This window comes from Puniceibacterium sediminis, from assembly GCF_900188035.1.
Lineage (GTDB): Bacteria > Pseudomonadota > Alphaproteobacteria > Rhodobacterales > Rhodobacteraceae > Puniceibacterium > Puniceibacterium sediminis.
This window is the reverse complement of sequence record NZ_FZNN01000001.1, coordinates 496,860-518,279: the sequence shown is the minus strand read 5'-3', so window position 1 is coordinate 518,279 and position 21,420 is coordinate 496,860. Positions and strand designations below refer to the sequence as shown.

The window sequence follows — 21,420 nt, the reverse complement described above, 5'->3', positions numbered from 1 at the left end:
ACAGGCATCCTTGTTTGCGCAATCCCCTATGCAAAATACGGGACAAAATTCTATATCTAACGGCAAGACGCAGCCTGACCACGGAGTGACCAAATGCAACATTTCCCGATCTTCGTCGCCCTTTCCGGTCGTCGCGTCGTGCTGTCCGGTGGTGGAGAGGCGGCCTTGGCCAAACTGCGCCTCCTGCTGAAGACCCAAGCAGACCTCACAGTCTTTGCCCCCACCCCCGCGCCAGAGATCACCACCTGGGCCGACGCAGGCCGCTTGACGCTGATCCGCCGCGCGATGCAAACCGGTGATGCCGCCGGCGCGGTGTTGTTCTACGCGGCTGACGAAGATGCGGCTGAAGATGCCCGCACCTCGCAGATCGCGCAGGCCGAAGGTGCGCTGTGCAACATCGTCGACAACCTTGCCGACAGCCAGTTCATCACCCCGGCCATCGTCGACCGCGATCCCGTCACCGTCGCCATCGGCACCGAAGGCGCGGCACCCGTGCTGGCCCGCCGCATCAAGGCCGATCTCGAAGAGCGCCTGCCCACGGGGCTTGGCACGCTGGCGCGCATCGGAAAAGGCTTCCGTGCGATGGCCGACGCCCTGCCCATGGGCCGCAAGCGCCGTGATTTCTGGTCCGACTTCTACTTTGACGCCGGCCCCCGCGCCCTGCCCGAAGGCGAGGCGAAGCTGCGTGAAACTCTGGACATCCTGCTAGACCGTCACCTCGCGACAGAGGACAAACAAGGCCATGTCGCCTTTGTCGGCGCGGGTCCGGGTGATCCTGAATTGCTGACGCTCAAGGCCCGCAAGGCGCTGGATACCGCGGATGTCGTGATCCACGACCGTCTTGTCAGCGCCGAGATCCTCGAACTCGCCCGCCGCGAGGCCGTTCTGGTCGACGCCGGCAAAGAAGGCTTCGGCCCCTCGATGACCCAAAGCGACATCAACGCGCTGATCGTCGAACACGCCCGGGGCGGCGCGCAGGTCGTTCGGCTGAAATCCGGTGATCCGACCATCTTTGGCCGTCTGGACGAAGAGATCGACGCCTGCACAGACGCCGGAGTGACCTGGCACATCGTGCCGGGCATCACCGCCGCCTCGGCCGCCGTGGCCGGGATCGGGCAAAGCCTGACCCGCAGACAGCGCAACGCCTCAGTCCGCTTCCTCACCGGACACGACATGAAAGGCTTTGCCGATCACGACTGGAGGGCATTGGCCCGCAGCGGCGAAGTGGCCGCGATCTATATGGGCAAAAAGGCAGCGCGCTTCATTCAGGGCAGGCTGATCATGCACGGCGCCGACCCGGCAACCCCGGTGACAGTGATCGAAAACGCCTCGCGCCCCGATCAAAAGGTCATCGCCGCGACCCTTGCCACCCTGCCCGCCGATCTGGCCAAAGCCGATATGACCGGCCCCGCCCTTACCCTTTATGGTCTGGCCCCACGTGCGGCCCAATCTGCCCTGACCAGCCTTAACCAGCAGGAGTTTGCCTGATGCCCAGAAAATTCACCCCCAAGGTCGTGACCGCAAATGCCCTTCTCGAAGGCGATGTGGTCTACCTTGCCGAAGACGACAGCTGGATTCGCGATCTCAAGCGTGCCGAGGTGATCACCGATGAGGCCGTCGCCCAGATCCGCCTGATCGACGCCTCTTCGCGGCAGTCCGAAGTGGTGGGCGTCTATCTTGCCGATGTCGTCGAGACAGAGCATGGCCCCGAACCGACGCACTTCCGCGAGGATTTCCGCCGGACCGGCCCGTCAAACCATTTTCACGGCAAACAGGCGGCTGAGGTCTGACCAAAAATCTTGAGAAAGATTTTTGCCAATTTTCTTTGAAAGAAAATTGTCCCAGCCCCGCCGCAAGGAGAAAGACATGTATCGCTATTCCGACTTTGACGCTGCCTTTGTGGCCGAGCGCAATCGCCAGTTTCGCCAGCAGGTCGAACGCCGCATCGACGGCTCCCTGACCGAGGATGAATTCAAGCCGCTGCGCCTGATGAACGGCCTGTATTTGCAGCTGCACGCCTACATGCTGCGCGTGGCCGTGCCTTACGGTACGCTTTCGGCGGCCCAGATGCGTCAGCTCGCCTATATCGCCGAGCGTTGGGACAAAGGCTATGGCCACTTCACCACCCGGCAGAACATCCAGTACAACTGGCCCGAACTGCGCGATGTGCCCGATATCCTCGATGCCCTGGCCGAGGTGCAGATGCACGCGATCCAGACATCCGGCAACACCATCCGCAACGTGACAGCCGACCATTTCGCCGGTGCGGCGGCTGACGAAATTGCCGATCCGCGCCCGGTCGCCGAACTGATCCGCCAGTGGTCCACTGATCACCCGGAATTCCAGTCCATGCCGCGCAAGTTCAAGGTCGCCGTCACAGGCTCGCCCCATGACCGCGCGGTGATCGCCGCCCATGACATCGGGTTGCGCATTGTCGAACGTGACGGCGCGCGCGGCTACGAGGTGCTTGTCGGCGGCGGTCTGGGCCGTACGCCGATGATCGGCAAGGTCATCACCGATTTCCTGCCGCAGGCCGATCTGCTGCCCTATCTTGAGGCGATCGTTTCGGTCTGGAACCTGATCGGGCGGCGCGACAACAAGTACAAGGCCCGGATCAAGATCACCGTGCACGAACATGGCATCGATGAAATCCGTCGTCTGGTCGACGCGCGCTTTGCCGAGCTGCGCCCCGCCTTCAGCGGCGTCGATCAGCAGATGCTGGCAGCGATCGAGGCCCAGTTCGCCACGCCCCCCCTGCGTGACGCTTCGACCGACGGCTATGACCTCGCCTATGCCAAGGATCCGGTGTTCCGGTCCTGGGCCGACACCAACCTGACCGCGCACCGCGATCCGGACCATGCCATCGTGCAGATCAGCCTCAAGGCGCATGGCGCGACCCCCGGGGATGCCAGCGCGGAACAGATGCGCGTCATGGCGGACCTTGCCGAACGTCACGGCCATGGCGAGCTGCGCGTCAGCCACGAACAGAACATCGTCCTGCCGCATGTGCACAAATCCGATCTGCCGCTGATCCATGCGACCCTGCAGCAGCACAAACTGGCCACTGCCAACATCGGGTTGATTTCGGACATCATCGCCTGCCCCGGCATGGACTACTGCGCGCTTGCCACCGCCCGCTCGATCCCCATTGCGCAGGAAATCGCGACCCGCTTTGACGAACTCAAGCTTGAGCACGAAATCGGTGATCTCAAGATCAAGATTTCGGGCTGCATCAACGCCTGTGGCCACCACCACGTCGGCCATATAGGCATTCTGGGACTGGATCGCGCGGGGGTTGAAAACTACCAGATCACGCTTGGCGGCGATCACACCGAAACCGCGGCCCTTGGTGCGCGCACCGGCCCCGGCTTTCCGGCTGAAGGGATCGTTGGCGCCGTGGAAACCATCGTGAACACCTACCTCGAAATCCGCGAAAGCCGCGAAGAGACGTTTATCGAAACCTTCCGCCGCACCGGCATGGCCCCCTTCAAGGCCGCGCTCTATCCCGAGAAAGAGGCGGCGCGGGATGCTGCATGATCGCCCCAATCTCCGGCTGGCCGAAGATGTGCGCGCCGGGGATACCCTGCGCCGGGATGATCCTGCACAGGTTTCGCAGCCATTGCCCGACCTCGCGCCCCTGCGCGCCCGCGTCGCGGCACTGAACGCCCGTTACCGCCACCATGGTGCGACGGACGTGCTGCGCGGCGCGCTCAAGGACCCCGAGGCCGGGCGCATCGCCATGGTGTCCAGCTTTGGCGCCGAATCGGTCGCCCTGCTGCACCTTGTGGCCATGGTTGACCGCAACACGCCCGTGCTGTTCATCGACACGCGCCTGCTGTTTGCCGAAACGCTGGTCTATCAGGCCGAGATGGCCGAACGGCTGGGCCTGCGCGACGTGCGCATCCTGAAAACCGACGAAGAATCCCTGAAACAAGGCGACCCCTACGGCGCGCTGCGCTTTTCCGACACCGATGCCTGCTGCGCCCTGCGCAAGAATCTGCCGCTGGAAAACGCGCTCAAGGGCTTTGACGGCTGGATCACCGGCCGCAAGCGGTATCAGTCAGGCACTCGCGCCAGCCTCGACTTCTTTGAACTCGAAGAGGCGACCGGCCGGATCAAGGTCAATCCGATGGCCCATTGGGCCCCCGAGGATATCCGCGCCTATATGGACGAAAACCGCCTGCCCCGGCATCCGCTGGTCGCACAGGGCTATCCGTCGATCGGCTGCCAACCCTGCACGTCCAAAGTGGCCCCGGGCGAAGACCCGCGCGCCGGGCGCTGGCGCGGTCAGAGCAAGGAAGAATGCGGCATTCATTTCATTGATGGCAAGGCTGTCAGACCCGAGACAAAAGAGGAAAAGAGCGCATGAGCGTTATCGTGACCGACACAGGCTTTGCCCCCGACGACTGGACCGGTGGTTTTGCGGCACAAGACGCCGCAACCCCTGACACCGCGCTGGACCTGCCCTCTGACACGCCCGAGGCCGCGCTGGATGCCAGCGTCATGGCCGCGCCGATGATCCGCATCGCCTTTCCCTCGGCGGCGGATGGGCGCGGCTTTACCCTCGCCCGGCTGCTGCGCCTGCGCGGCTACACCGGGCGTCTGCGCGCACAGGGCCATGTGATCGCTGATCAATACGCCATGGCGCGCCGTTCCGGTTTTGACGAAGTTGAAATCGACGACGTTCTTGCCGCCCGCCAGCCAGAAGACCAGTGGCTGTTCCGCGCCAACTGGCAAGAGCACAATTATCAGGCCCGTCTGCGCGGATAACGCGCCCTTGGGCCGCCAACCCAAGTGAAACCTTTTCCTGACCCATCCCTCCTAGTAAGAAGGTGCCGGACCTCTGCGTCCGGCAATTGCAACAAATGACCGAGCAACGCCCAGTGACCCAGACCGTGACAGACGCCAAAGCCGTAAAAGTCCCCACCCTTCCGGATGCGCAGAAGGTCACAGAGGTGACGCACTGGACGGACCGGCTGTTTTCCTTCCGCATGACGCGCCCGGCCAGCATGCGCTTTCGGTCGGGCGAATTCGTCATGATCGGCCTGATGGGCGACCCGGACCCCAAGACCGGCAAGCAGAAACCACTGCTGCGCGCCTATTCCATCGCCTCGCCCTCCTGGGATGACGAACTCGAATTCTACTCGATCAAGGTGCAGGACGGCCCACTGACATCCCGCCTCCAGCACATCAAGGTGGGCGATGAAATCATCCTGCGGCCCAAACCCGTCGGCACGCTGGTGCATGACGCCCTGCTGCCGGGCAAGCGGCTGTGGCTGTTCGCCACCGGCACCGGCTTTGCGCCATTTGCCTCGCTCCTGCGCGACCCGCAGACCTATGAGGATTACGACGAGGTCATCATCACCCACACCTGCCGCGAAGTGAGCGAGCTGACATATGGCGCGACCCTGATCGAATCGCTCAAGACGGATGAGCTGATGGACGAACTGATCGGCGCCGAAAATCTGGCCAAGCTGCGCTATTACCCGACCACCACCCGCGAACAAAGCCCCAAGATGGGCCGCATCACCGACCTGATGCGCGACGGCACGGCCTTTGCCGACCTTGGCGTTCCGCAACCCACCCCGGAAACCGACCGTGCCATGGTCTGCGGCAACCTCGCCTTCAACCTCGAGATCAAGGAGATGCTCGAAGGTTACGGCCTCGAGGAAGGCGCCAATTCCGACCCCAAGCATTACGTGGTTGAAAAGGCCTTCCTTGATTAAAGGTTAACAAGGTCGACGGATACCGGAACGCCTTTGGCTGCAAATCAGCCGGGGCGCGCCTGTCGATGACGCTGAATCCTCGCAAACGCGCCTATTTGCCGCTTGAAACGCAAGCCTGCGGCCTTTAGGTTGCGCCCCTGACGCGAAGGACACAAAAGGAATTTTACCATAGCCCGCAGACCCCATAACGCGCCCCCACAGCGCGAAACCGGCCCCCGCATCAACGACCGCATTCGTTCGCCCGAGATTCGCCTGATTGGGGCGGATGGTGAAAACGTCGGCGTCGTGACGCCTGCCCGCGCCATGGAAATGGCCGAAGAGGCCGGTCTTGACCTGGTCGAGATCTCTCCCAATGCGGCCCCGCCGGTCTGCAAGATCATGGATTTCGGCAAGTTCAAATACGAACAGCAAAAGCGCGAGGCCGAAGCGCGCAAGAAGCAGAAGATCATCGAGGTCAAGGAAATCAAATTCCGGCCCAACACCGACATCCACGACTACGAAGTCAAAATGCGGTCGGTCTTCAAGTTTCTTGAAAATGGCGACAAGTGCAAGATCACCCTGCGCTTCCGTGGCCGCGAGATGGCGCACCAGAATCTGGGCCGCGAATTGCTCGAGCGCGTGGCCGAGGACGTGAAAGAAGTGGGCAAGATCGAAAACATGCCCAAGATGGAAGGCCGCCAGATGATCATGATGATCGGCCCGATATCGAAATAAGCCGGACCTGATCCGGTTGGTTCAAGGGGTGCGCCACGGCGCGCCCCTTTTGTTTTGCGCCTCTCTTAGGATGCGGGATCGGCCCTGACATCGAATTTCCCGAACGCACCGCAGGGCTGGCACGACACGGCGCGGGCCTGCTCCTCACCCCGTTCAGGCACTATCCCTCGCGCGGACGCGGTCGCGTCGGGATCTCTTTTAGCAATCCGCCGACCCCCATCCCGGCAATGTCCCGCGGGGTGACAGGCACGCCGCACAGCATCCGCTCCATCACCCAATCCGCGCCATTCAGCGCAGGCGAACGCGCGCAACCCGGCAGACCGATCACCGGAACGCCGCGCAAATCGCCATAAAACAGCAGGTTACCGGGATCGACCGGCATCCCGTAATGGGCCACCCGCCCTCCCGCCGCGCGCAGCGCCGCCGGGCCTACGTCTGAAATGTCCGACGTAGCGGATGCAGTCAAAATGAATATCGCCTCGGCATCGGAACCGCGAATGGCGGTCGCCAGCGCCTCAGTCTCATGTGGCACAAGGCAGATATCACCCAGCCTGACGCCCAGCCGGTCCAGCCGGTCGCCAATCGCCTTTTGCCCCTTCACGCCGTCATCTGCCTCTACAAAGGTCTGGATCAACTGCGCCCGGGCAACCGTCACCGCGCGCATCCGCATCCCGTCATGTCCCAGCACGCAGGAACGTTCCAGCGCGACCTCCGGCACCGCGTATGAGATGATCTTGACCGTGGCCACCATGCCCCGCAGCCCCATGCGCTGCCATTCCGGCACGGTGGCCACGGTGATCATCGGATGCACGGCATTGATCGCATCGATCTTGGCGGCCTCGATTTCGGCCACCCCCAGACAATCGGCAAAGATGTTGACCCGCCCAGTGGACGCCTTGCCAACCCGCAGACCGACAGCCGCCGCATCCGGCACCAGCGCCTGCGCCAGCCGTTCGGCGGCGGCATCCTCGGCCACATCCCCAGGCTCCAGCCGCGCCACGATCACCTCGGCGATACCGGCCTCTTGCAACACGGCCACATCCGCCGCCCCCAGCACCTTGCCCTTGCGCAGCCGCCCGCCGGGCAGCGGCACGGAATGCGCCAGCACCGCACCCCCGGCATCCGCAACAGGCACCGCGCCAAAGATCACGCGCCTTTCCTCAGCACACGGGTCATCTGCGCAATCACCGAAACGGCAATCTCGGATGGTCCTGACGCGCCGATATCCAGCCCGATCGGCGCATGAATCCGGGCAATCTCAGCCTCGGTAAACCCCAGCCCCTCCAGCCGGGCCACCCGCTTGGCATGGGTCCGTGTCGACCCCAGCGCGCCGATATAGAAACAGTCCGACCGCAGCGCCTTTTCCAGCGCCGGATCGTCCAGCTTGGGATCATGGGTCAGCAACACCAGCGCCGTGCGCGAATCCAGCCCCTCGGCCGCGACCGCCTCATCCGGCCAATCGTTCACAATCCGCTCGCCCGGAAAGCGCGCTTCGGATCCAAAGGTTTCGCGCGGGTCGATGATCACCGGATCGTAGCCGGCAATCCGCGCCATGGGCACCAGACCCTGGGCAATATGCACCGCACCGACCACGATCAGCCGCAGGGGCGGGTTGTGAATCGCGACAAAGCTCCGCGTGCCCTCCTCGAACCCGGAACGATCCATTCGGAACCGGTCCGCGTGACCCTCTGACACCAACTGCCGTGCGCCGCTGTCCAGATCCACCACATAGGCCACAGGACGGCGCGCGGCACGCGCTGCCACCAGCTCCACCAGCAGATCCTCGGGCAGCACCCTGCCCACCGGTTCGACAAGAATTCGGATCGTTCCACCACAGGCCAGACCCACGGCAAAGGCGTCACCATCGCTGACCCCGAATTCCAACTCCCGCGCGGTGCCTTCCTCAAGCGCTTCCAGCGCCTCGACGATCACCGCGCCCTCGACACAGCCACCCGACACCGAACCGACGATCTCGCCGCTGCCGGAAATCGCCAGCTGCGCACCGACGCGCCGGGGGGCGGACCCCCAGGTTTCGATCACCGTGGCAAGCGCCGCACCGACCCCCGCCTTGTGCCAGGCCAGCGCCGTCTCGGGTGCATTGTCAAATCTGTCCATGCGCAATCCTCCATGGGCGTTCTATCATGGCCTAAAGATGTGTCGCCCCCTCCCTTGGTGCAACGGCCCCGAATACGCCGCCCCGGAATGAAGGCATTAAAGCCCGCCACGCAGACCAGAAACCAGCGCGCGCCGCAGGCGCGCTCATTGGGATCAGGCTTGTTTGGTCGCGTCGAAACCGTACAGCCAGTCGAACTGGTGCACCATCCGTCCCGGCGCCAGCCGCCCGGCCACGCGCAGCGCCAGATGCGCCGCCCCCCGGATCAGCGGATTGCGAAGGTGGTATTTCCACGCGTTGCCATCGGCCGCCTCGATCACCCGCACGACCCGCGGGCGACGCAGCGCCTGATACCGCGACAGCCCCTGCTCCGACCCATGCTGATCCAGACAGGCGGCCAAAACCCAGGCATCCTCCAGCGCCATATTCGCCCCCTGCGCCAGGAACGGCAGCGTCGGATGCGCCGCATCCCCCAGCAGCACCAGCCCCTCGCCCTGCCAGAACTTGGCCACCGGATGACGGAACAACCCCCAAAGCCCCGGCGCATCCACACCCGCCAGCAGCCCCGGCACATCACCGCCAAAGCCCGCAAAGGCTGCACGCAGATGCTCGGGATCGTCGCGATGGTTCCAACCCTCCGCGGCCCAGCTCTTACGCTCTTCGACCGCGACAAGGTTCACGAACGCACCGCCGCGCAGCGGATAGCTCACCAGATGCCGCCCGGGCCCCATATGCACCCGCGCCTCTGGGGGGTGATCGCAGCTGTTCGCCACCACCGCCCGCCACGCCACCTGCCCGGTGAACACTGCCGGCGCCTCGCCATTCAGCACCCCGCGCGCCACCGACCTTACGCCATCGGCCCCGACAATCAGATCCGCCGCGCAGGTCTCGCCATTGGCCAGCACCGCCATGGGCCGCGCACCTTGCCGCACTTTGACCACCTGCTGCGACAGGCGTATTTCTACGCCCGCCGCACGCACCGCCGCCAGAAGCTGCGCGATCAGATCGGCTCGGTGCACAAAGTGATAGGCCTGCCCGCCGTCCAGTCGCGCCAGATCCAGCCGCAGAACTTCGTTCCCGCGTCGATAATCGCGCAGACTGACAGCCTCGGCGCGCACCACGGATCCGCCCAGCGACAGCCCCAGCGCCTTCAGCACCCGCAACCCGTTGGGCGATATCTGCAACCCGGCGCCAACTTCGGAAATCTCGCCCGCCTGCTCCAGCACCACCACATCGGCGCCGCGCTGCCGCAGCGCCAGCGCCGCCGCCAGCCCGCCGATACCGCCGCCAATCACCGCAATCTTCTGTCCCTGCAGACCCATACTCATCTCCGCAAAATGACAAACGCCGGAGCGATGCCCCGGCGTTCAATCTCATATCACTGCACCCGGGATATCAATCGTCCCGGTGCACTTTCTCGCGACGTTCATGACGCTCCTGCGCCTCAAGGCTCATGGTGGCAATCGGGCGCGCATCCAGCCGCTTGAGGCTGATAGGCTCCCCGGTCACTTCGCAATAACCGTATTCACCTTCGTCGATGCGACGTATCGCCGATTCGATCTTGCTCACCAGTTTGCGCTGACGGTCCCGGGTGCGCAGCTCAAGCGCGCGGTCGGTTTCCTCAGACGCACGGTCAGTCACATCGGGAATGTTGCGTGTACCGTCCTGCAACCCCTCGATCGTGTCCCGACTGTCGGCCATCAGGTCAGTTTTCCACGTCATCAGCTTGCGACGAAAGTACTCAAGCTGACGTTCGTTCATGAACGGTTCGTCTTCTGCCGGACGGTAGTCGTCGGGAAGAAAGGATTCTGCTTTCATCTTGGTTCCCTCATCAACGCCCATATCTGCCATGGTAATTTCCTCAGATATCTGGCACCCCTGCGGGCAGGACTTAACCCAAGCCCCCCCCGATGTCACTACACAATAGCGACGGTTTCTGGCGTTTCTGGGGGGTAAGCACCCCACCGCACAAGGAGCGCGCACAGATGAAATTCGAGGGCACCAAAGACTACGTCGCGACCGGCGATCTGACAATGGCCGTGAACGCAGCCGTGACCCTGGAACGTCCGCTGCTGGTGAAAGGCGAACCCGGAACAGGCAAAACCGAACTGGCCCGGCAGGTCGCCAACTCGCTCGGGCTGCGGATGATCGAATGGAACGTCAAATCCACAACCCGCGCCCAACAGGGACTTTACGAATACGACGCGGTCAGCCGTCTGCGCGACAGTCAGCTTGGCGATGAACGGGTCAACGACGTCTCGAACTACATCCGCAAGGGCAAGCTCTGGCAGGCCTTTGAGGCCGATGAAAAGGTCGTCCTGCTGATTGATGAGGTCGACAAGGCCGACATCGAATTCCCCAACGACCTGCTCCAGGAACTCGACCGGATGGAGTTCCACGTCTACGAAACCGGCGCCACCATTTCCGCGCGCCACCGCCCCATCGTGATCATCACCTCGAACAACGAAAAGGAACTGCCCGACGCCTTTCTGCGCCGCTGCTTTTTCCACTACATCCGCTTTCCCGAACCCGAAACCCTGCGCCAGATCGTGGCCGTCCATCACCCCGGCATCAAGGAATCGCTGCTGACCACCGCCCTCACCCAGTTCTACGAACTGCGCGAAACGCCGGGTCTGAAAAAGAAACCCTCGACCTCCGAAGTGCTCGACTGGCTCAAGCTCCTGCTGGCCGAGGATCTGAGCCCCGAGGACCTTAAACGCGACGGTGCGAACGCCCTGCCCAAACTGCACGGCGCCCTGCTCAAGAACGAACAGGATGTGCACCTCTTTGAACGGCTCGCCTTCATGGCGCGGCGGCAGGGGCGCTGACGCAGGCGGATCGGCGCCTTCCTGCCAAACCTTTTCGAGGGGTTGGAACGAAATCACGCATCCGGTGTTTCATCGATGTTGTTTCATCCAACCCCACACAAAGGTGCCACCATGAAGACCATGCAGGACGCTTTTCACCACACCCTCAAAGATATCTACTACGCTGAAAATGCCATCGCCAAGGCTCTGCCCAAGATGGCCAGCGCCGCCACCGGCAAAGAGCTCAAGGCCGCCTTCACCGATCACCTCGAAGAGACCAAAGAGCAGATCAAGATCCTCAAGGCCGTGTTCAAATCCATCGACGCCAAGCCCGAAGGCGAAAAATGTGATGCCATCGAAGGTCTGATCAAGGAAAGCGAAGGCATCATCGAAGAGGCCAGCGGCAAGGCGCTGCAGGCCTGCCTGATCGGTGCCGCACAGGCGGTCGAACACTACGAAATCGCCCGCTACGGCACCCTGCGCGAATGGGCCAAGGAACTGGGCCACACCGAAGCCCACGACCTTTTGTCCCAGATCCTGGACATGGAAAAGGCCGCCAACGCCAAGCTGACCGGCATCGCCGTCGAGACCGTCAACGCCTGATCACCTCCCCACTCTACGCATGATCAAGCCACTCTGCGCCTGATCAAGGGCCAGCCAGCACCCCGGCTGGCCCTTTTGCATGGGCGCATCAAATCAGATCGCCCCGCTCCCAAGCGCATTCATTTGCCTGCAATAGCGCAGGCTTTATCGACAAACCCGCCGCCGGAAAACCGACCGGAACCTGACAATGGCCCTATTCCGTTGTCTGCCCGTCAAAATGTTCGTGCGATGCGTCTGCATCCGCTTTCGTTTTGTGAATCGTGCCGTCGATATGTTCGGGTGGCCCATAGATCGTATATAGCTGCAAAGGCTCCGACCCGGTATTGACCACATTATGTTTGGCACCGGCGGGCACAATCACGCCATCATCCGATTTCACCCTGTTGGCTGTGCCGTCAATCCACACTTCGCCGCTGCCCGTTTCAAACCGAAAGAACTGGTCGCGGTCGTCGTGCGTCTCCTCACCAATCTCTTCCCCCGGCTGTAACGTCATCAACACCAACTGAATGTTTTGCCCGGTGTAGAGAACTTTGCGAAAGTTGGTATTCTCCTCGGTCAGTTTTTCGATGTTGTCTGCAAAACCCTTCATGGCGGTATTCTCCTGCTATATTCATCTGCGAATTCAAAGGCGTCGTCTGACGTTGCCCCTGATCTCTATTCGATCGCGGCACAGGCATTATTGATGTTCATCAAGGCGGCTACGGCCTCTGGCGCATACAAACGGCGCATAGCGGATGCACAAAAGGCAAAAGACACCATGACCGATTCATCGAAAGCAGAACACAAGACCACCGTCATCGACATTCCAGAAGCTGTTGGCGTATTCGACAGCTTCACGGATCTTCAGGCAGCTTTTTATGACCTGCGGATGGTTGGATTCAGCCGGTATGACATCAGCCTTCTCGCCCGGGATGAGGTACTGAAGGAAAAACTGGGCAATGCATATTGGCGCGCCTCCGAACTTGAGGATGACCCCAAAGCCCCGCGCGCCGCATTTGTTTCCGAAGAAGCGATTGGCGAACTTGAAGGCGGAATTGCCGGCGGTTTCTTCTTTCTGGGCTCATATATCGCAATGGCCGCAATGCTCACCCCACTCAGCACCCTTGCCGCATCCATCGCGGCAATTGCAATCGGGGGCACACCGGCGGCCGTGATCGGGACTTTGCTGGCCCGGCGCGTCGGTGCGCAGCACAAGGATTACTACACCAACCAGATCGAACATGGCGGTATCCTGCTCTGGGTCAGGGTCGCCGACAAGGAACGCGAAGACCTCGCCGTAAAGATCCTCAAGGGGCACTCGGGGCGTGATGTGCATGTCCACGGCTGGAGCGAGTGAGCAATCTCGCCGCACCCGCGCGGCGCTGTGAGCTGCCTTTGCGATAAAAACCATGCGAGCCGGGTTCTGCCCGGTCCGCAACGCCTCTGGTCGGGGGTCGCCAATGCCCCCACACCATTGCACAAGGCCCTCACACTATTGCACAAGGCCAGTGGTCTTGACGGAAAATCCCGGCTAGCGTCGCGGCGCCATACGTTTCACCGCCTGACGCAGGATCACCCGACATGACCCAGATCGCCACCACCATCCGCCCGCTGCGCGCCACCGACAAGGAACAGTGGTCAGCCCTCTGGACCGACTACCTCGCGTTCTACGAAACCTCGCGCCCGGCTGAAATCCATGACCTCTATTTCGACCGGCTGATGGGCGACGATCCGCAGGATTATTCGGCCCTTGTGGCCGAACAGAAGGGCAAACTTGTCGGCCTCACCCATTACCTGTTTCACCGCCACGGCTGGTCTGTCGAAAACGTCTGCTACCTTCAGGACCTGTACGCCACGCCCGAAACGCGCGGCACCGGCGTCGGGCGCAAACTGATCGAAGCGGTCTACGCCGCCGCCGACGCCGCAGGCGCGCCGGGCGTCTACTGGATGACGCAGGATTTCAACACCACCGCGCGCCAGCTTTATGACCGCATCGGCAAACTGTCGCCCTTCATCAAGTACAACCGCCGCTGACGCCAGGGTCGGCGCTGACACCTCGGCCCCGACGCTCCGCCTCCGCCCGAAACCCGCATGGACTCTCCCGACTGGGCGCGCTACGGCATGGGTCCGGACCGCCCAGTCCGATACAAGGATCCAGGAGCCGAACATGATCGTGATCGCAGCCGCCATTTTGGGCGCATTGACGGGTGGCCTGACCGCCCGCCGCCGCAAGGGCAACGCCGCCGACATCGCGCAGTACGCTGCGGGTTTCGCAATTGCCTTCGCCCTCGCCGGGCTGATCGTGACCATCATCCTCGACAAGATGTTCATGTAGGCACCCCGGCCACCGCGATCTGGCCGGATGACGATAGCTCTGCCGAAAAGTCCGCGCAGATTCCCGTTCAAATCGGCCCCGATCCGCGCTAAGCATGCGCCATGTTCATCCCCTTCTTCGAAAATCTGCGCAACGCCTCCGTGCCCGTGTCCCTGCGGGAATACCTCAGCTTTCTCGAAGGCATGAAGGCCGGTCTTGCGACCTATGACCCCGAGGCGTTCTATTACCTCGCCCGCACCTCGATGGTGAAGGACGAACGCCACATCGACCGCTTCGACCGCGCCTTTGCCGCCAGCTTCGAAGGGCTCGACAAGATCCCCATGCAGGCGGTGATGGAGGCCGTCGATGTCCCCGGCGACTGGCTGACCAAGATGGCCGAAAAGCACCTGAGCGCCGAAGAAAAGGCCGAGATCGAGGCCATGGGCGGCTTTGACAAGCTGATGGTGACGCTCAAGGAACGGCTCAAGGAACAGCAGGGGCGCCATCAGGGCGGCAACAAATGGGTCGGCACCGCGGGCACCTCGCCCTTTGGCGCCTATGGCTACAACCCCGAAGGCGTGCGCATCGGTCAGGACGGCTCGCGCCACCAGCGCGCGGTCAAGGTCTGGGACAAACGCGAATTCCGCAATCTCGATGACTCTGTCGAACTCGGCACCCGCAACATCAAGGTGGCGCTCAAACGCCTGCGCAAGTGGGCGCGCGACGGTGCCGCCGAAGAGCTTGACCTGGACGGCACCATCCGCGCCACCGCCGAACATGGCTATCTGGACGTCCAGACCCGGCCCGAGCGGCGCAACGCCGTCAAGGTGCTGCTGTTTCTGGATGTCGGCGGATCGATGGACCCGCACATCAAGGTGGTCGAGGAGCTGTTCAGCGCCGCCCGCGCCGAATTCAAGCACATGGAATATTTCTACTTCCACAATTGCCTCTACGAGGGCGTTTGGAAGGACAACAGCCGCCGCTGGGATGCGCAGCGCTCCATGGCCGAGGTGCTGCGCACCTATGGTGCGGATTACAAATGCATCTTTGTCGGCGATGCCTCGATGTCGCCCTATGAAATCGCCTATCCCGGTGGTGCCAACGAACACTGGAACGCCGAATCCGGGCAGGTCTGGCTGGAACGCGCACGGGCCCAGTGGCCCAACAACCTCTGGATCAACCCGACGCCGGAAACCCACTGGCAGTACACCCAGAGCATCACCATGATCCGCGAAATATTTGAGGATCAGATGGTGCCGATGACCCTTTCGGGGCTGGAAAAGGGCATGAAGGCGCTGACCCGCTAGCCCCCTTACGGGACAACGCAACCCAAAGCCGGGCGAGAGCCTGCCCGTGGGCTGGCGCTGACAACGGTTGAGCGGCGCACTTTATCCTGGCAAAGTCATTTTTCGTTCTGATGTAGGCGCTGACGTCACCAAAGCGCCAGCCCGCCGGAACGGGCAGGCGCTCGCCCGGCGGCGCTGAAGCGCCTTGATTCCGGGCTGGGTCTTACCTCTTCACGTGGCAGTCATTCAGCCCCACCGGTTCCCTTCCCCGCCCCACTCTGCCATTCAGTAACCACCCACAACAACCCGAGCCACCAGCATGATCCGCCCCCTTCCGCCCCTTGCCATGATCCTGCTGCTCTGGGCGGCGGGCCTTGGTGCAGCCGGTCAGTTCGCCAAGGTCTCGGTCTCCTTTCCCGCCCTGCAACTCGCCTACCCCGAGGCCGGTGCCAGCCTCGGCTTCGCCCTCTCCCTGCTCAGCTTTGTCGGCCTGATCCTCGGGCTTGTGGCCGGCATGATCGTCGCGCGGCTGGGCTATCGCAAACTCCTGCTCGCCGGGCTGATCCTCGGGGCGCTGATGTCCGCGCTTCAGGCCACATTGCCCAGCTTTCCCGTCCTGCTCGCATCGCGGCTGGTTGAGGGCCTGTCGCATCTGGTCATCGTCGTCGCCGCGCCGACCTTTATCGCCGAACTCGCCCCGGACCGGCTGCGCCCCTTTGCCATGACCCTCTGGAGCACGTTTTTCGGCGTCGCCTACGCCCTTGCCGCCTGGGGTGGTCTGCCGCTGATCGACACCTTCGGACCGGGCGCGCTGTTCGCACTGCACGCGGGGTACATGGCGCTGATGGCCGGGGTCCTGTGGTTGACCCTGCCGCGGCTCGAACTCGCCACCGGCAAGACCCGCCTGTCCCCCGGCGATCTGCTGCGCCGCCACGGCGAGATCTACCGCAACCCGGCGATCAGCGCCGTCGCGCTCGGCTGGCTCTGCTACACGCTGACCTTCGTGGCCCTGCTGACCGTGCTGCCGCTGGTGCTGGGCCCGGATGCACCGGGCTGGCTGCTTGGCGTTTTGCCGCTGACCTCGATTGCGGTATCTCTCACTCTGGTCGTGGCGCTGCTGCGGGTGATGCCGGCCGTGCGGATCGTGATGGCGGGCTTCACGCTCTCCGCCCTCGCCGTCGCTCTGGTCTGGGCGCTGCCCGGGGCGATCTGGCCGGTGGTCGGGTTGTTCGGGACTCTGGCGCTGGTGCAGGCGGCCAGCTTTGCCGCGATCCCGCAGCTGAACGCCACAGCCCAGGACCGCGCGCTGGCCAACGGCGCGGTGGCGCAGATGGGCAACCTTGGCAATCTGATCGGGACTCCGATCCTGCTGACCATGCTCGCGGCCTTCGGCCCCTCAGGCGGTTTGGCCGTGGTGCTGATCTGCTATCTGCTGGGGCTGGCTCTGCATCTGATGACGGCCGCCGCCCGGACACGATGACCCGGCCCCGGGCCATACAGGCAGCCATACGAAAACCATACGCTTTCCATACGCCTGCCATACGCCGTTTTCTGGGTGCTTTCGGGCCTCAGGACATCTCGGCCAGCCGGGCGACGTAACGCGCCAGCGTGTCGATCTCAAGGTTCACCCGGTCACCTTCCTGCACATCCCCCCAGGTCGTCGCGACCTTGGTGTGTGGAATGAAATTGATGCCGAAATCACAGCCCGAAACCTCGTTCACTGTCAGCGACGTGCCGTTCAAAGCCACCGAACCTTTCGATGCGATGAACCGCGCCAGCGCCTTGGGTGCGCGCAGCACGACTCGGGTGCTATCCCCTTCATCCTGCACGGAAATCACCTCGGCCTGACCGTCCACATGGCCAGAAACGATATGCCCGCCCAGCTCGTCCCCAACCTTAAGGGCACGCTCAAGGTTCACGCGATAACCCACTGACCAAGAGGCCAAATTCGTTTTGCTCACGGTTTCTGCGCTGATTTCCACATCAAACCAGTCCGACCCCAGCGCCACCACTGTCAGGCAGACCCCGTTGCACGCAATCGACGCGCCGATATCAATGGTCTGGGTGTCATACCCGGTCACGATCCGCGCCCGCAAATCCCCGCGCTGTTCCAACTCGCGCACTTCGCCAATGTCGGTGATTATTCCAGTAAACATCTGATGTTGCGTCCCTTTTTAAGACAATCCCGATCTGGCCCTGCACAGTTTCGCAATAAGCCCCGGCAACGGCGGACCTGCGGCACAGCATAGCCCGTTTCCAGCCAGTGGATAATCCCCCTGCAAAGGCAAGGCAACATCCTGAAATCAGATCAAACCTTCCGCTGCCAGCGGTGCATCACATCCGCCCCAACGGCGCGGGTCTCGATCAGATCAAAGCGCGGCGCCTGAGCGAGCCTGCCAATCCCCATGGCGCCGATCCCCGGACGCCCCTCGGCCCCGATCGCGATTCCGGCAGTGAATCCAACAAGTTCATCCACCAGATCCGCAGCCAGCAGCGTCGCCGCCAGCGTGCCACCGCCTTCGCAGAACACCCGGGTCAGCCCGGCCTTGCCCAGCCCGCTCAGGACCGAAGCCGCGTCGACCTGCCGTCCATGCAAGGCGCAGGGGATCAGCGTCGCGCCAAGGCCTGTCCAGGCCTTGCGGATCTCGCTCGGGGCATCCGGCCCATGGCAGATCCAGACAGGTATCTCACGCGCCGTCCGGGCCAACTGCCCCATCAGCGGCAGATCGATCAACCGCGATACGACCACCCGCACCGGCTGAACCCGGTGACCAAAGCCGCGCACGGTCAGGGCCGGATCGTCGGCCCGCGCCGTGCCGGCCCCCACCATCACCGCATCGTGGCGTGCCCGTATGCCATGCACAAGATGTCGTGCCTCAGGTCCGGTAATCCAACGGCTTTCCCCGCTGGCCGTTGCAATGCGGCCATCAAAGCTACTGGCGAGTTTGAGTGTGACAAAGGGCCGACCGTGATCGGTCGCCAGAAAGAAACCGGCATGATCCTCGGCCGCCTCAGTGGCCATCACACCTGTGGTGACCTCAATCCCGGCCGCCCGCAACATGGCAAAGCCCTGCCCTGACACCCTTGGGTCGGTGTCCTCGATCGCAGCCACAACCCGCGCAACGCCTGCGTCAATCAACGCCTGCGCGCAGGGCGGCGTCTGCCCGTGATGGGCACAGGGTTCCAGCGTGACATAAGCGGTGGCACCACGCGCCGCAGGCCCGGCCTGCGCCAGGGCCACGACCTCACCATGGGGACGCCCGCCCGGCTGTGTCCAACCCCGCCCAACGATCCTGTTCTGTGATACGATAACACAACCCACCGCCGGGTTTGGCCAGCACCGGCCCATGCCACGACGGCCCAGGCTCAGCGCATGGGCCATGTGACGCAAGTCCGGCTCAGACATCTGAACCCCGCTCACTTGGTCGGAGGCGTATCGGGCCGCAGTTCGCTCACGAACTTGTCGAAGTCGTCCGCCGCCTGGAAGTTCTTGTAAACACTGGCGAAACGCACATAGGCCACGGTGTCGATCCGGGCCAGTGATTCCATCACGATCTCACCGATCTGTTTCGACGGGATGTCCGTCTCGCCCATGCTTTCCAACCGCCGTACGATGCCGCTGATCATCTGATCCATCCGCTCGGGTTCGATTGGGCGTTTCTGGAGGGCTATACGGATGGAACGTTCCAGCTTGTCACGATCAAAATCCTCGCGGCGACCATTGGTCTTGATCACCACCAGATCGCGCAGCTGCACCCGTTCGTAAGTTGTGAACCGCCCCCCGCAGGCCGGACAGAACCGCCGCCGCCGGATCGAAACGTGATCCTCGGCAGGACGTGAATCCTTGACCTGTGTGTCCATATTTCCGCAAAACGGGCAGCGCATGGCCGTCCCCCTCGTTTTTGTTCTCTGCCTCTGGAATGGGGTTGGCCCCCAGTTATCCACAGCCACTATAGGGACCATCCCATAATTTGGGTAGCCGGAAATTACGCCCCCCAGATGCAGAGGCGCTGTCGCCCATCCTCAGGGATATTGACCTTTTTCAACGCCATTTCGCCACTGGTTTTTCCAATTCAGGGAAAGCTTGGGCACTTTATCATGATCCTTGGTCGATTTTCGCAATCTACCGGTCCGCCCTCATCCGCACCGCCAGGCTGATGATCGTCGTATTTTTTTTGTTGGAACTGGTAAGACCTGATCAACGGCAGATACCATCAGTGTCTTCGCTTTCGCTAAGCCGCAATTGTGCCGCTGCGCTTTCTGGCAAAGGCAACGATGATGGTCAGTTTCTTCGGATGCCTCACACGACTCAGCGGCTCAAATGCGCAACAACCTGTCGCCGCAGCGGGGCCTGGCGATGCTCGAACACATCGATCCCCTGTCAGGTGCCTAGCGCCAGAACGTCATCGTTGACAGGCATTCTCAGGGTCACGGGTAACCTTGCCGCCTTGAAATGACCCGGCATGTCACCCGGCGCTTCGTAAGTGTGTGTCAGATAGTCCATTGATGGCTCACTCGTCGGCGGCACCAAACGATGAAAAAAGTGGCGAGATTACAGCGGACTTCGGCATCGGCTCCGTTCTACGGTGGTTAGCGCTCAGACTCGGGTGTTCTGTAGGATCACAGTTTGATCGGTACAGTATTTAGAGGACTGCCGCTGGCTTTGGCAAACTATCAGCGGACGACGCAGGCCACGGTCGGAAGGTCCTCATTCACGCCGAACAAAATCGGCGTGCCGCTGTCGCTAACGGCGGGCATCCGGGCAACCTGAGCGAGCGTTGCGCGACATTCAGAGAGCTTGCCAGCAGTGACTTCAATTTCGATAACGGTCGGCCCACCATCATCCAGCGCGCCTGTTGCGGCCCATGCTGCAGCTGCAACACATATCATTCCTGCGGCGATTGCAAAAAGGCGTGTCATCGGAACTCTCCTGTGCGTTTCAGGTCGTTAACGCCTGAAATCCCCAGAAAGTTTCACGCCTCGTGGAGTTTTGGACAAAGGCCGACACAAAATCAGTTTCGGTTCAGGCATCCCCTGGGACGGTTACCGAGCAGATCCACCAGAGGGAAAGGGGTATCATCAGCGTGTCAAAGACGGGTTTTATCCTCAGGTTTCTCTGCACTTTGACGACGACGTTACGGCCCACTCATCGCTCAGCTGAACGGAAATCGGGCATCGAGCGTGGTCTCTTGGCCGTCATCCGGTCCAAAGTACCAATTTATGGGCGAAACGAGGCATTCGCACCTGTACCACAGCGCCTCAACCGCTAGGGTTCAGCAAAGATGATTGAAAACCTGATCCATGAATACGGCGTCATAGCCATCTACATTGGCTGCGTCTTCGAAGGCGACACCGTGGCCATCACCGGCGGCGTGCTGGCGCATCGTGGGCTGATACCGTTCTGGCCCGTGGTATTCGCCGCCATCGCTGGCGGGCTGACCACCGATACAATCACCTTCTGGCTGGGTCGCCGCTTTCGTGACCATCCCCGCGTTCTGCGTGCCGTATCGCACCCCCTGTCCCAGCGGTTGACGGCCACGTTCCTGTCGCGCCCACTTCTGCTAGCCTGCCTTTTTCGTTTCATCCCCGGCGCGCGTACCCTCGCCCCAGTGATGCTGGCCACAGCGACGCGGATCCGGGGCCTGCCCTATACTGTCGCGACAGCCGTTTCGGCCTGCATCTGGGGGGTGGTCATGGTGTCAGTCGGTCGGCAAATCGGCGAACTCCTGACCAGGATTCTGGGCCATTTTACCCGTACAGAAATCGTGCTGCTGGTCGCCCTGATGGTCCTGGCCTTGTTTCTGCTGCGCACCGTCTGGCGATATTTCCGCACCGATCCCCCGGAAACGTAAACGGGCCCGCACTAGCGGACCCGTTC

25 protein-coding genes are annotated in these 21,420 nt (G+C 62.4%); 15 read left to right on the top strand and 10 right to left on the bottom strand.

Annotation, left to right across the window (positions count from 1 at the left end):
* The first annotated feature begins 93 nt into the window (after positions 1-93).
* The 7 genes from cysG (at position 94) to infC (ending at position 6,440) form a co-directional block, all read left to right on the top strand.
* Positions 94-1,488: a siroheme synthase CysG gene (gene cysG, locus CHB75_RS02415; RefSeq protein ID WP_089268908.1), complete on the top strand. Its 1,395-nt coding sequence runs from the start codon at positions 94-96 to the stop codon at positions 1,486-1,488.
* Entirely contained in the window at positions 1,488-1,790 is a 303-nt protein-coding gene (locus tag CHB75_RS02410) for a DUF2849 domain-containing protein (protein WP_089268907.1), read from the top strand. Before cysG ends, CHB75_RS02410 begins: the two co-directional genes overlap by 1 nt.
* Before the next feature lie 76 nt (positions 1,791-1,866).
* Positions 1,867-3,537 (top strand): nitrite/sulfite reductase, encoded by a 1,671-nt coding sequence (locus CHB75_RS02405; protein ID WP_089268906.1) that lies wholly within the window; start codon positions 1,867-1,869, stop codon positions 3,535-3,537.
* Complete coding sequence (locus CHB75_RS02400; RefSeq protein ID WP_089268905.1) at positions 3,527-4,369, top strand: phosphoadenylyl-sulfate reductase; 843 nt, start codon at positions 3,527-3,529, stop codon at positions 4,367-4,369. Before CHB75_RS02405 ends, CHB75_RS02400 begins: the two co-directional genes overlap by 11 nt.
* Positions 4,366-4,770 carry a DUF934 domain-containing protein gene (locus CHB75_RS02395; protein ID WP_089268904.1) on the top strand — a complete coding sequence of 135 codons (405 nt, stop codon included), beginning with the start codon at positions 4,366-4,368 and terminating at the stop codon, positions 4,768-4,770. Before CHB75_RS02400 ends, CHB75_RS02395 begins: the two co-directional genes overlap by 4 nt.
* Before the next feature lie 95 nt (positions 4,771-4,865).
* Positions 4,866-5,726, top strand: coding sequence for a ferredoxin--NADP reductase (locus tag CHB75_RS02390; RefSeq protein ID WP_089268903.1), 861 nt, complete (start codon positions 4,866-4,868; stop codon positions 5,724-5,726).
* A gap of 168 nt (positions 5,727-5,894) precedes the next feature.
* On the top strand, positions 5,895-6,440 hold the full coding sequence (gene infC / locus CHB75_RS02385) for a translation initiation factor IF-3 (protein WP_089268902.1): 546 nt from the start codon (positions 5,895-5,897) through the stop codon (positions 6,438-6,440).
* Positions 6,441-6,600: 160 nt separating this feature from the next.
* Here infC and CHB75_RS02380 read toward each other — a convergent pair whose 3' ends face one another.
* The 4 genes from CHB75_RS02380 to dksA form a co-directional block, all read right to left on the bottom strand.
* Positions 6,601-7,590 carry a molybdopterin-binding protein gene (locus CHB75_RS02380; protein WP_089268901.1) on the bottom strand — a complete coding sequence of 330 codons (990 nt, stop codon included), beginning with the start codon at positions 7,588-7,590 and terminating at the stop codon, positions 6,601-6,603.
* A complete protein-coding gene (locus tag CHB75_RS02375; RefSeq protein WP_089268900.1) occupies positions 7,587-8,555 on the bottom strand; it encodes an XdhC family protein in 969 nt (322 codons plus the stop codon). Before CHB75_RS02375 ends, CHB75_RS02380 begins: the two co-directional genes overlap by 4 nt.
* Before the next feature lie 153 nt (positions 8,556-8,708).
* Positions 8,709-9,875, bottom strand: coding sequence for an FAD-dependent monooxygenase (locus tag CHB75_RS02370; RefSeq protein WP_089268899.1), 1,167 nt, complete (start codon positions 9,873-9,875; stop codon positions 8,709-8,711).
* Between the two features lie 73 nt (positions 9,876-9,948).
* A complete protein-coding gene (dksA, locus tag CHB75_RS02365; RefSeq protein WP_089268989.1) occupies positions 9,949-10,371 on the bottom strand; it encodes an RNA polymerase-binding protein DksA in 423 nt (140 codons plus the stop codon).
* 167 nt (positions 10,372-10,538) lie between these two features.
* Here dksA and CHB75_RS02360 point away from each other — a divergent pair, with 167 nt between their 5' ends.
* Together CHB75_RS02360 and CHB75_RS02355 are read left to right on the top strand one after the other, a co-directional pair.
* On the top strand, positions 10,539-11,381 hold the full coding sequence (locus CHB75_RS02360) for an AAA family ATPase (RefSeq protein ID WP_089268898.1): 843 nt from the start codon (positions 10,539-10,541) through the stop codon (positions 11,379-11,381).
* Between the two features lie 111 nt (positions 11,382-11,492).
* The gene (locus CHB75_RS02355) at positions 11,493-11,963 is read left to right on the top strand and encodes a YciE/YciF ferroxidase family protein (protein ID WP_089268897.1); all 471 of its coding nucleotides are present in this window, start codon (positions 11,493-11,495) and stop codon (positions 11,961-11,963) included.
* Positions 11,964-12,156: 193 nt separating this feature from the next.
* Here CHB75_RS02355 and CHB75_RS02350 read toward each other — a convergent pair whose 3' ends face one another.
* Positions 12,157-12,552, bottom strand: coding sequence for a cupin domain-containing protein (locus CHB75_RS02350; RefSeq protein ID WP_089268896.1), 396 nt, complete (start codon positions 12,550-12,552; stop codon positions 12,157-12,159).
* 168 nt (positions 12,553-12,720) lie between these two features.
* On the opposite strand from CHB75_RS02350, the gene CHB75_RS02345 reads away from it, so the two are divergent.
* From CHB75_RS02345 to CHB75_RS02325, 5 genes are all read left to right on the top strand, one after another.
* Positions 12,721-13,299 carry a hypothetical protein gene (locus CHB75_RS02345; RefSeq protein WP_089268988.1) on the top strand — a complete coding sequence of 193 codons (579 nt, stop codon included), beginning with the start codon at positions 12,721-12,723 and terminating at the stop codon, positions 13,297-13,299.
* A 224-nt stretch (positions 13,300-13,523) separates the two neighbouring features.
* Positions 13,524-13,976 (top strand): GNAT family N-acetyltransferase, encoded by a 453-nt coding sequence (locus CHB75_RS02340; protein ID WP_089268895.1) that lies wholly within the window; start codon positions 13,524-13,526, stop codon positions 13,974-13,976.
* A gap of 133 nt (positions 13,977-14,109) precedes the next feature.
* Positions 14,110-14,277, top strand: coding sequence for an apolipoprotein acyltransferase (locus tag CHB75_RS02335; protein WP_089268894.1), 168 nt, complete (start codon positions 14,110-14,112; stop codon positions 14,275-14,277).
* Between the two features lie 101 nt (positions 14,278-14,378).
* On the top strand, positions 14,379-15,563 hold the full coding sequence (locus CHB75_RS02330; protein ID WP_089268893.1) for a vWA domain-containing protein: 1,185 nt from the start codon (positions 14,379-14,381) through the stop codon (positions 15,561-15,563).
* Between the two features lie 298 nt (positions 15,564-15,861).
* A complete protein-coding gene (locus CHB75_RS02325) occupies positions 15,862-17,022 on the top strand; it encodes an MFS transporter (RefSeq protein WP_245840613.1) in 1,161 nt (386 codons plus the stop codon).
* A gap of 88 nt (positions 17,023-17,110) precedes the next feature.
* Here CHB75_RS02325 and CHB75_RS02320 read toward each other — a convergent pair whose 3' ends face one another.
* From CHB75_RS02320 to CHB75_RS02305, 5 genes are all read right to left on the bottom strand, one after another.
* Complete coding sequence (locus tag CHB75_RS02320; RefSeq protein WP_089268891.1) at positions 17,111-17,698, bottom strand: riboflavin synthase; 588 nt, start codon at positions 17,696-17,698, stop codon at positions 17,111-17,113.
* A gap of 152 nt (positions 17,699-17,850) precedes the next feature.
* Positions 17,851-18,948: a bifunctional diaminohydroxyphosphoribosylaminopyrimidine deaminase/5-amino-6-(5-phosphoribosylamino)uracil reductase RibD gene (ribD, locus tag CHB75_RS02315; protein WP_245840611.1), complete on the bottom strand. Its 1,098-nt coding sequence runs from the start codon at positions 18,946-18,948 to the stop codon at positions 17,851-17,853.
* Positions 18,949-18,959: 11 nt separating this feature from the next.
* Positions 18,960-19,427 (bottom strand): transcriptional regulator NrdR, encoded by a 468-nt coding sequence (gene nrdR, locus CHB75_RS02310; RefSeq protein WP_089268889.1) that lies wholly within the window; start codon positions 19,425-19,427, stop codon positions 18,960-18,962.
* Between the two features lie 496 nt (positions 19,428-19,923).
* Positions 19,924-20,046 carry a YjbQ family protein gene (locus tag CHB75_RS22410; protein ID WP_342745273.1) on the bottom strand — a complete coding sequence of 41 codons (123 nt, stop codon included), beginning with the start codon at positions 20,044-20,046 and terminating at the stop codon, positions 19,924-19,926.
* A gap of 170 nt (positions 20,047-20,216) precedes the next feature.
* Positions 20,217-20,462 carry a hypothetical protein gene (locus tag CHB75_RS02305; RefSeq protein ID WP_089268888.1) on the bottom strand — a complete coding sequence of 82 codons (246 nt, stop codon included), beginning with the start codon at positions 20,460-20,462 and terminating at the stop codon, positions 20,217-20,219.
* Positions 20,463-20,824: 362 nt separating this feature from the next.
* Here CHB75_RS02305 and CHB75_RS02300 point away from each other — a divergent pair, with 362 nt between their 5' ends.
* On the top strand, positions 20,825-21,394 hold the full coding sequence (locus tag CHB75_RS02300; RefSeq protein ID WP_089268887.1) for a DedA family protein: 570 nt from the start codon (positions 20,825-20,827) through the stop codon (positions 21,392-21,394).
* Positions 21,395-21,420: the final 26 nt, after the last annotated feature.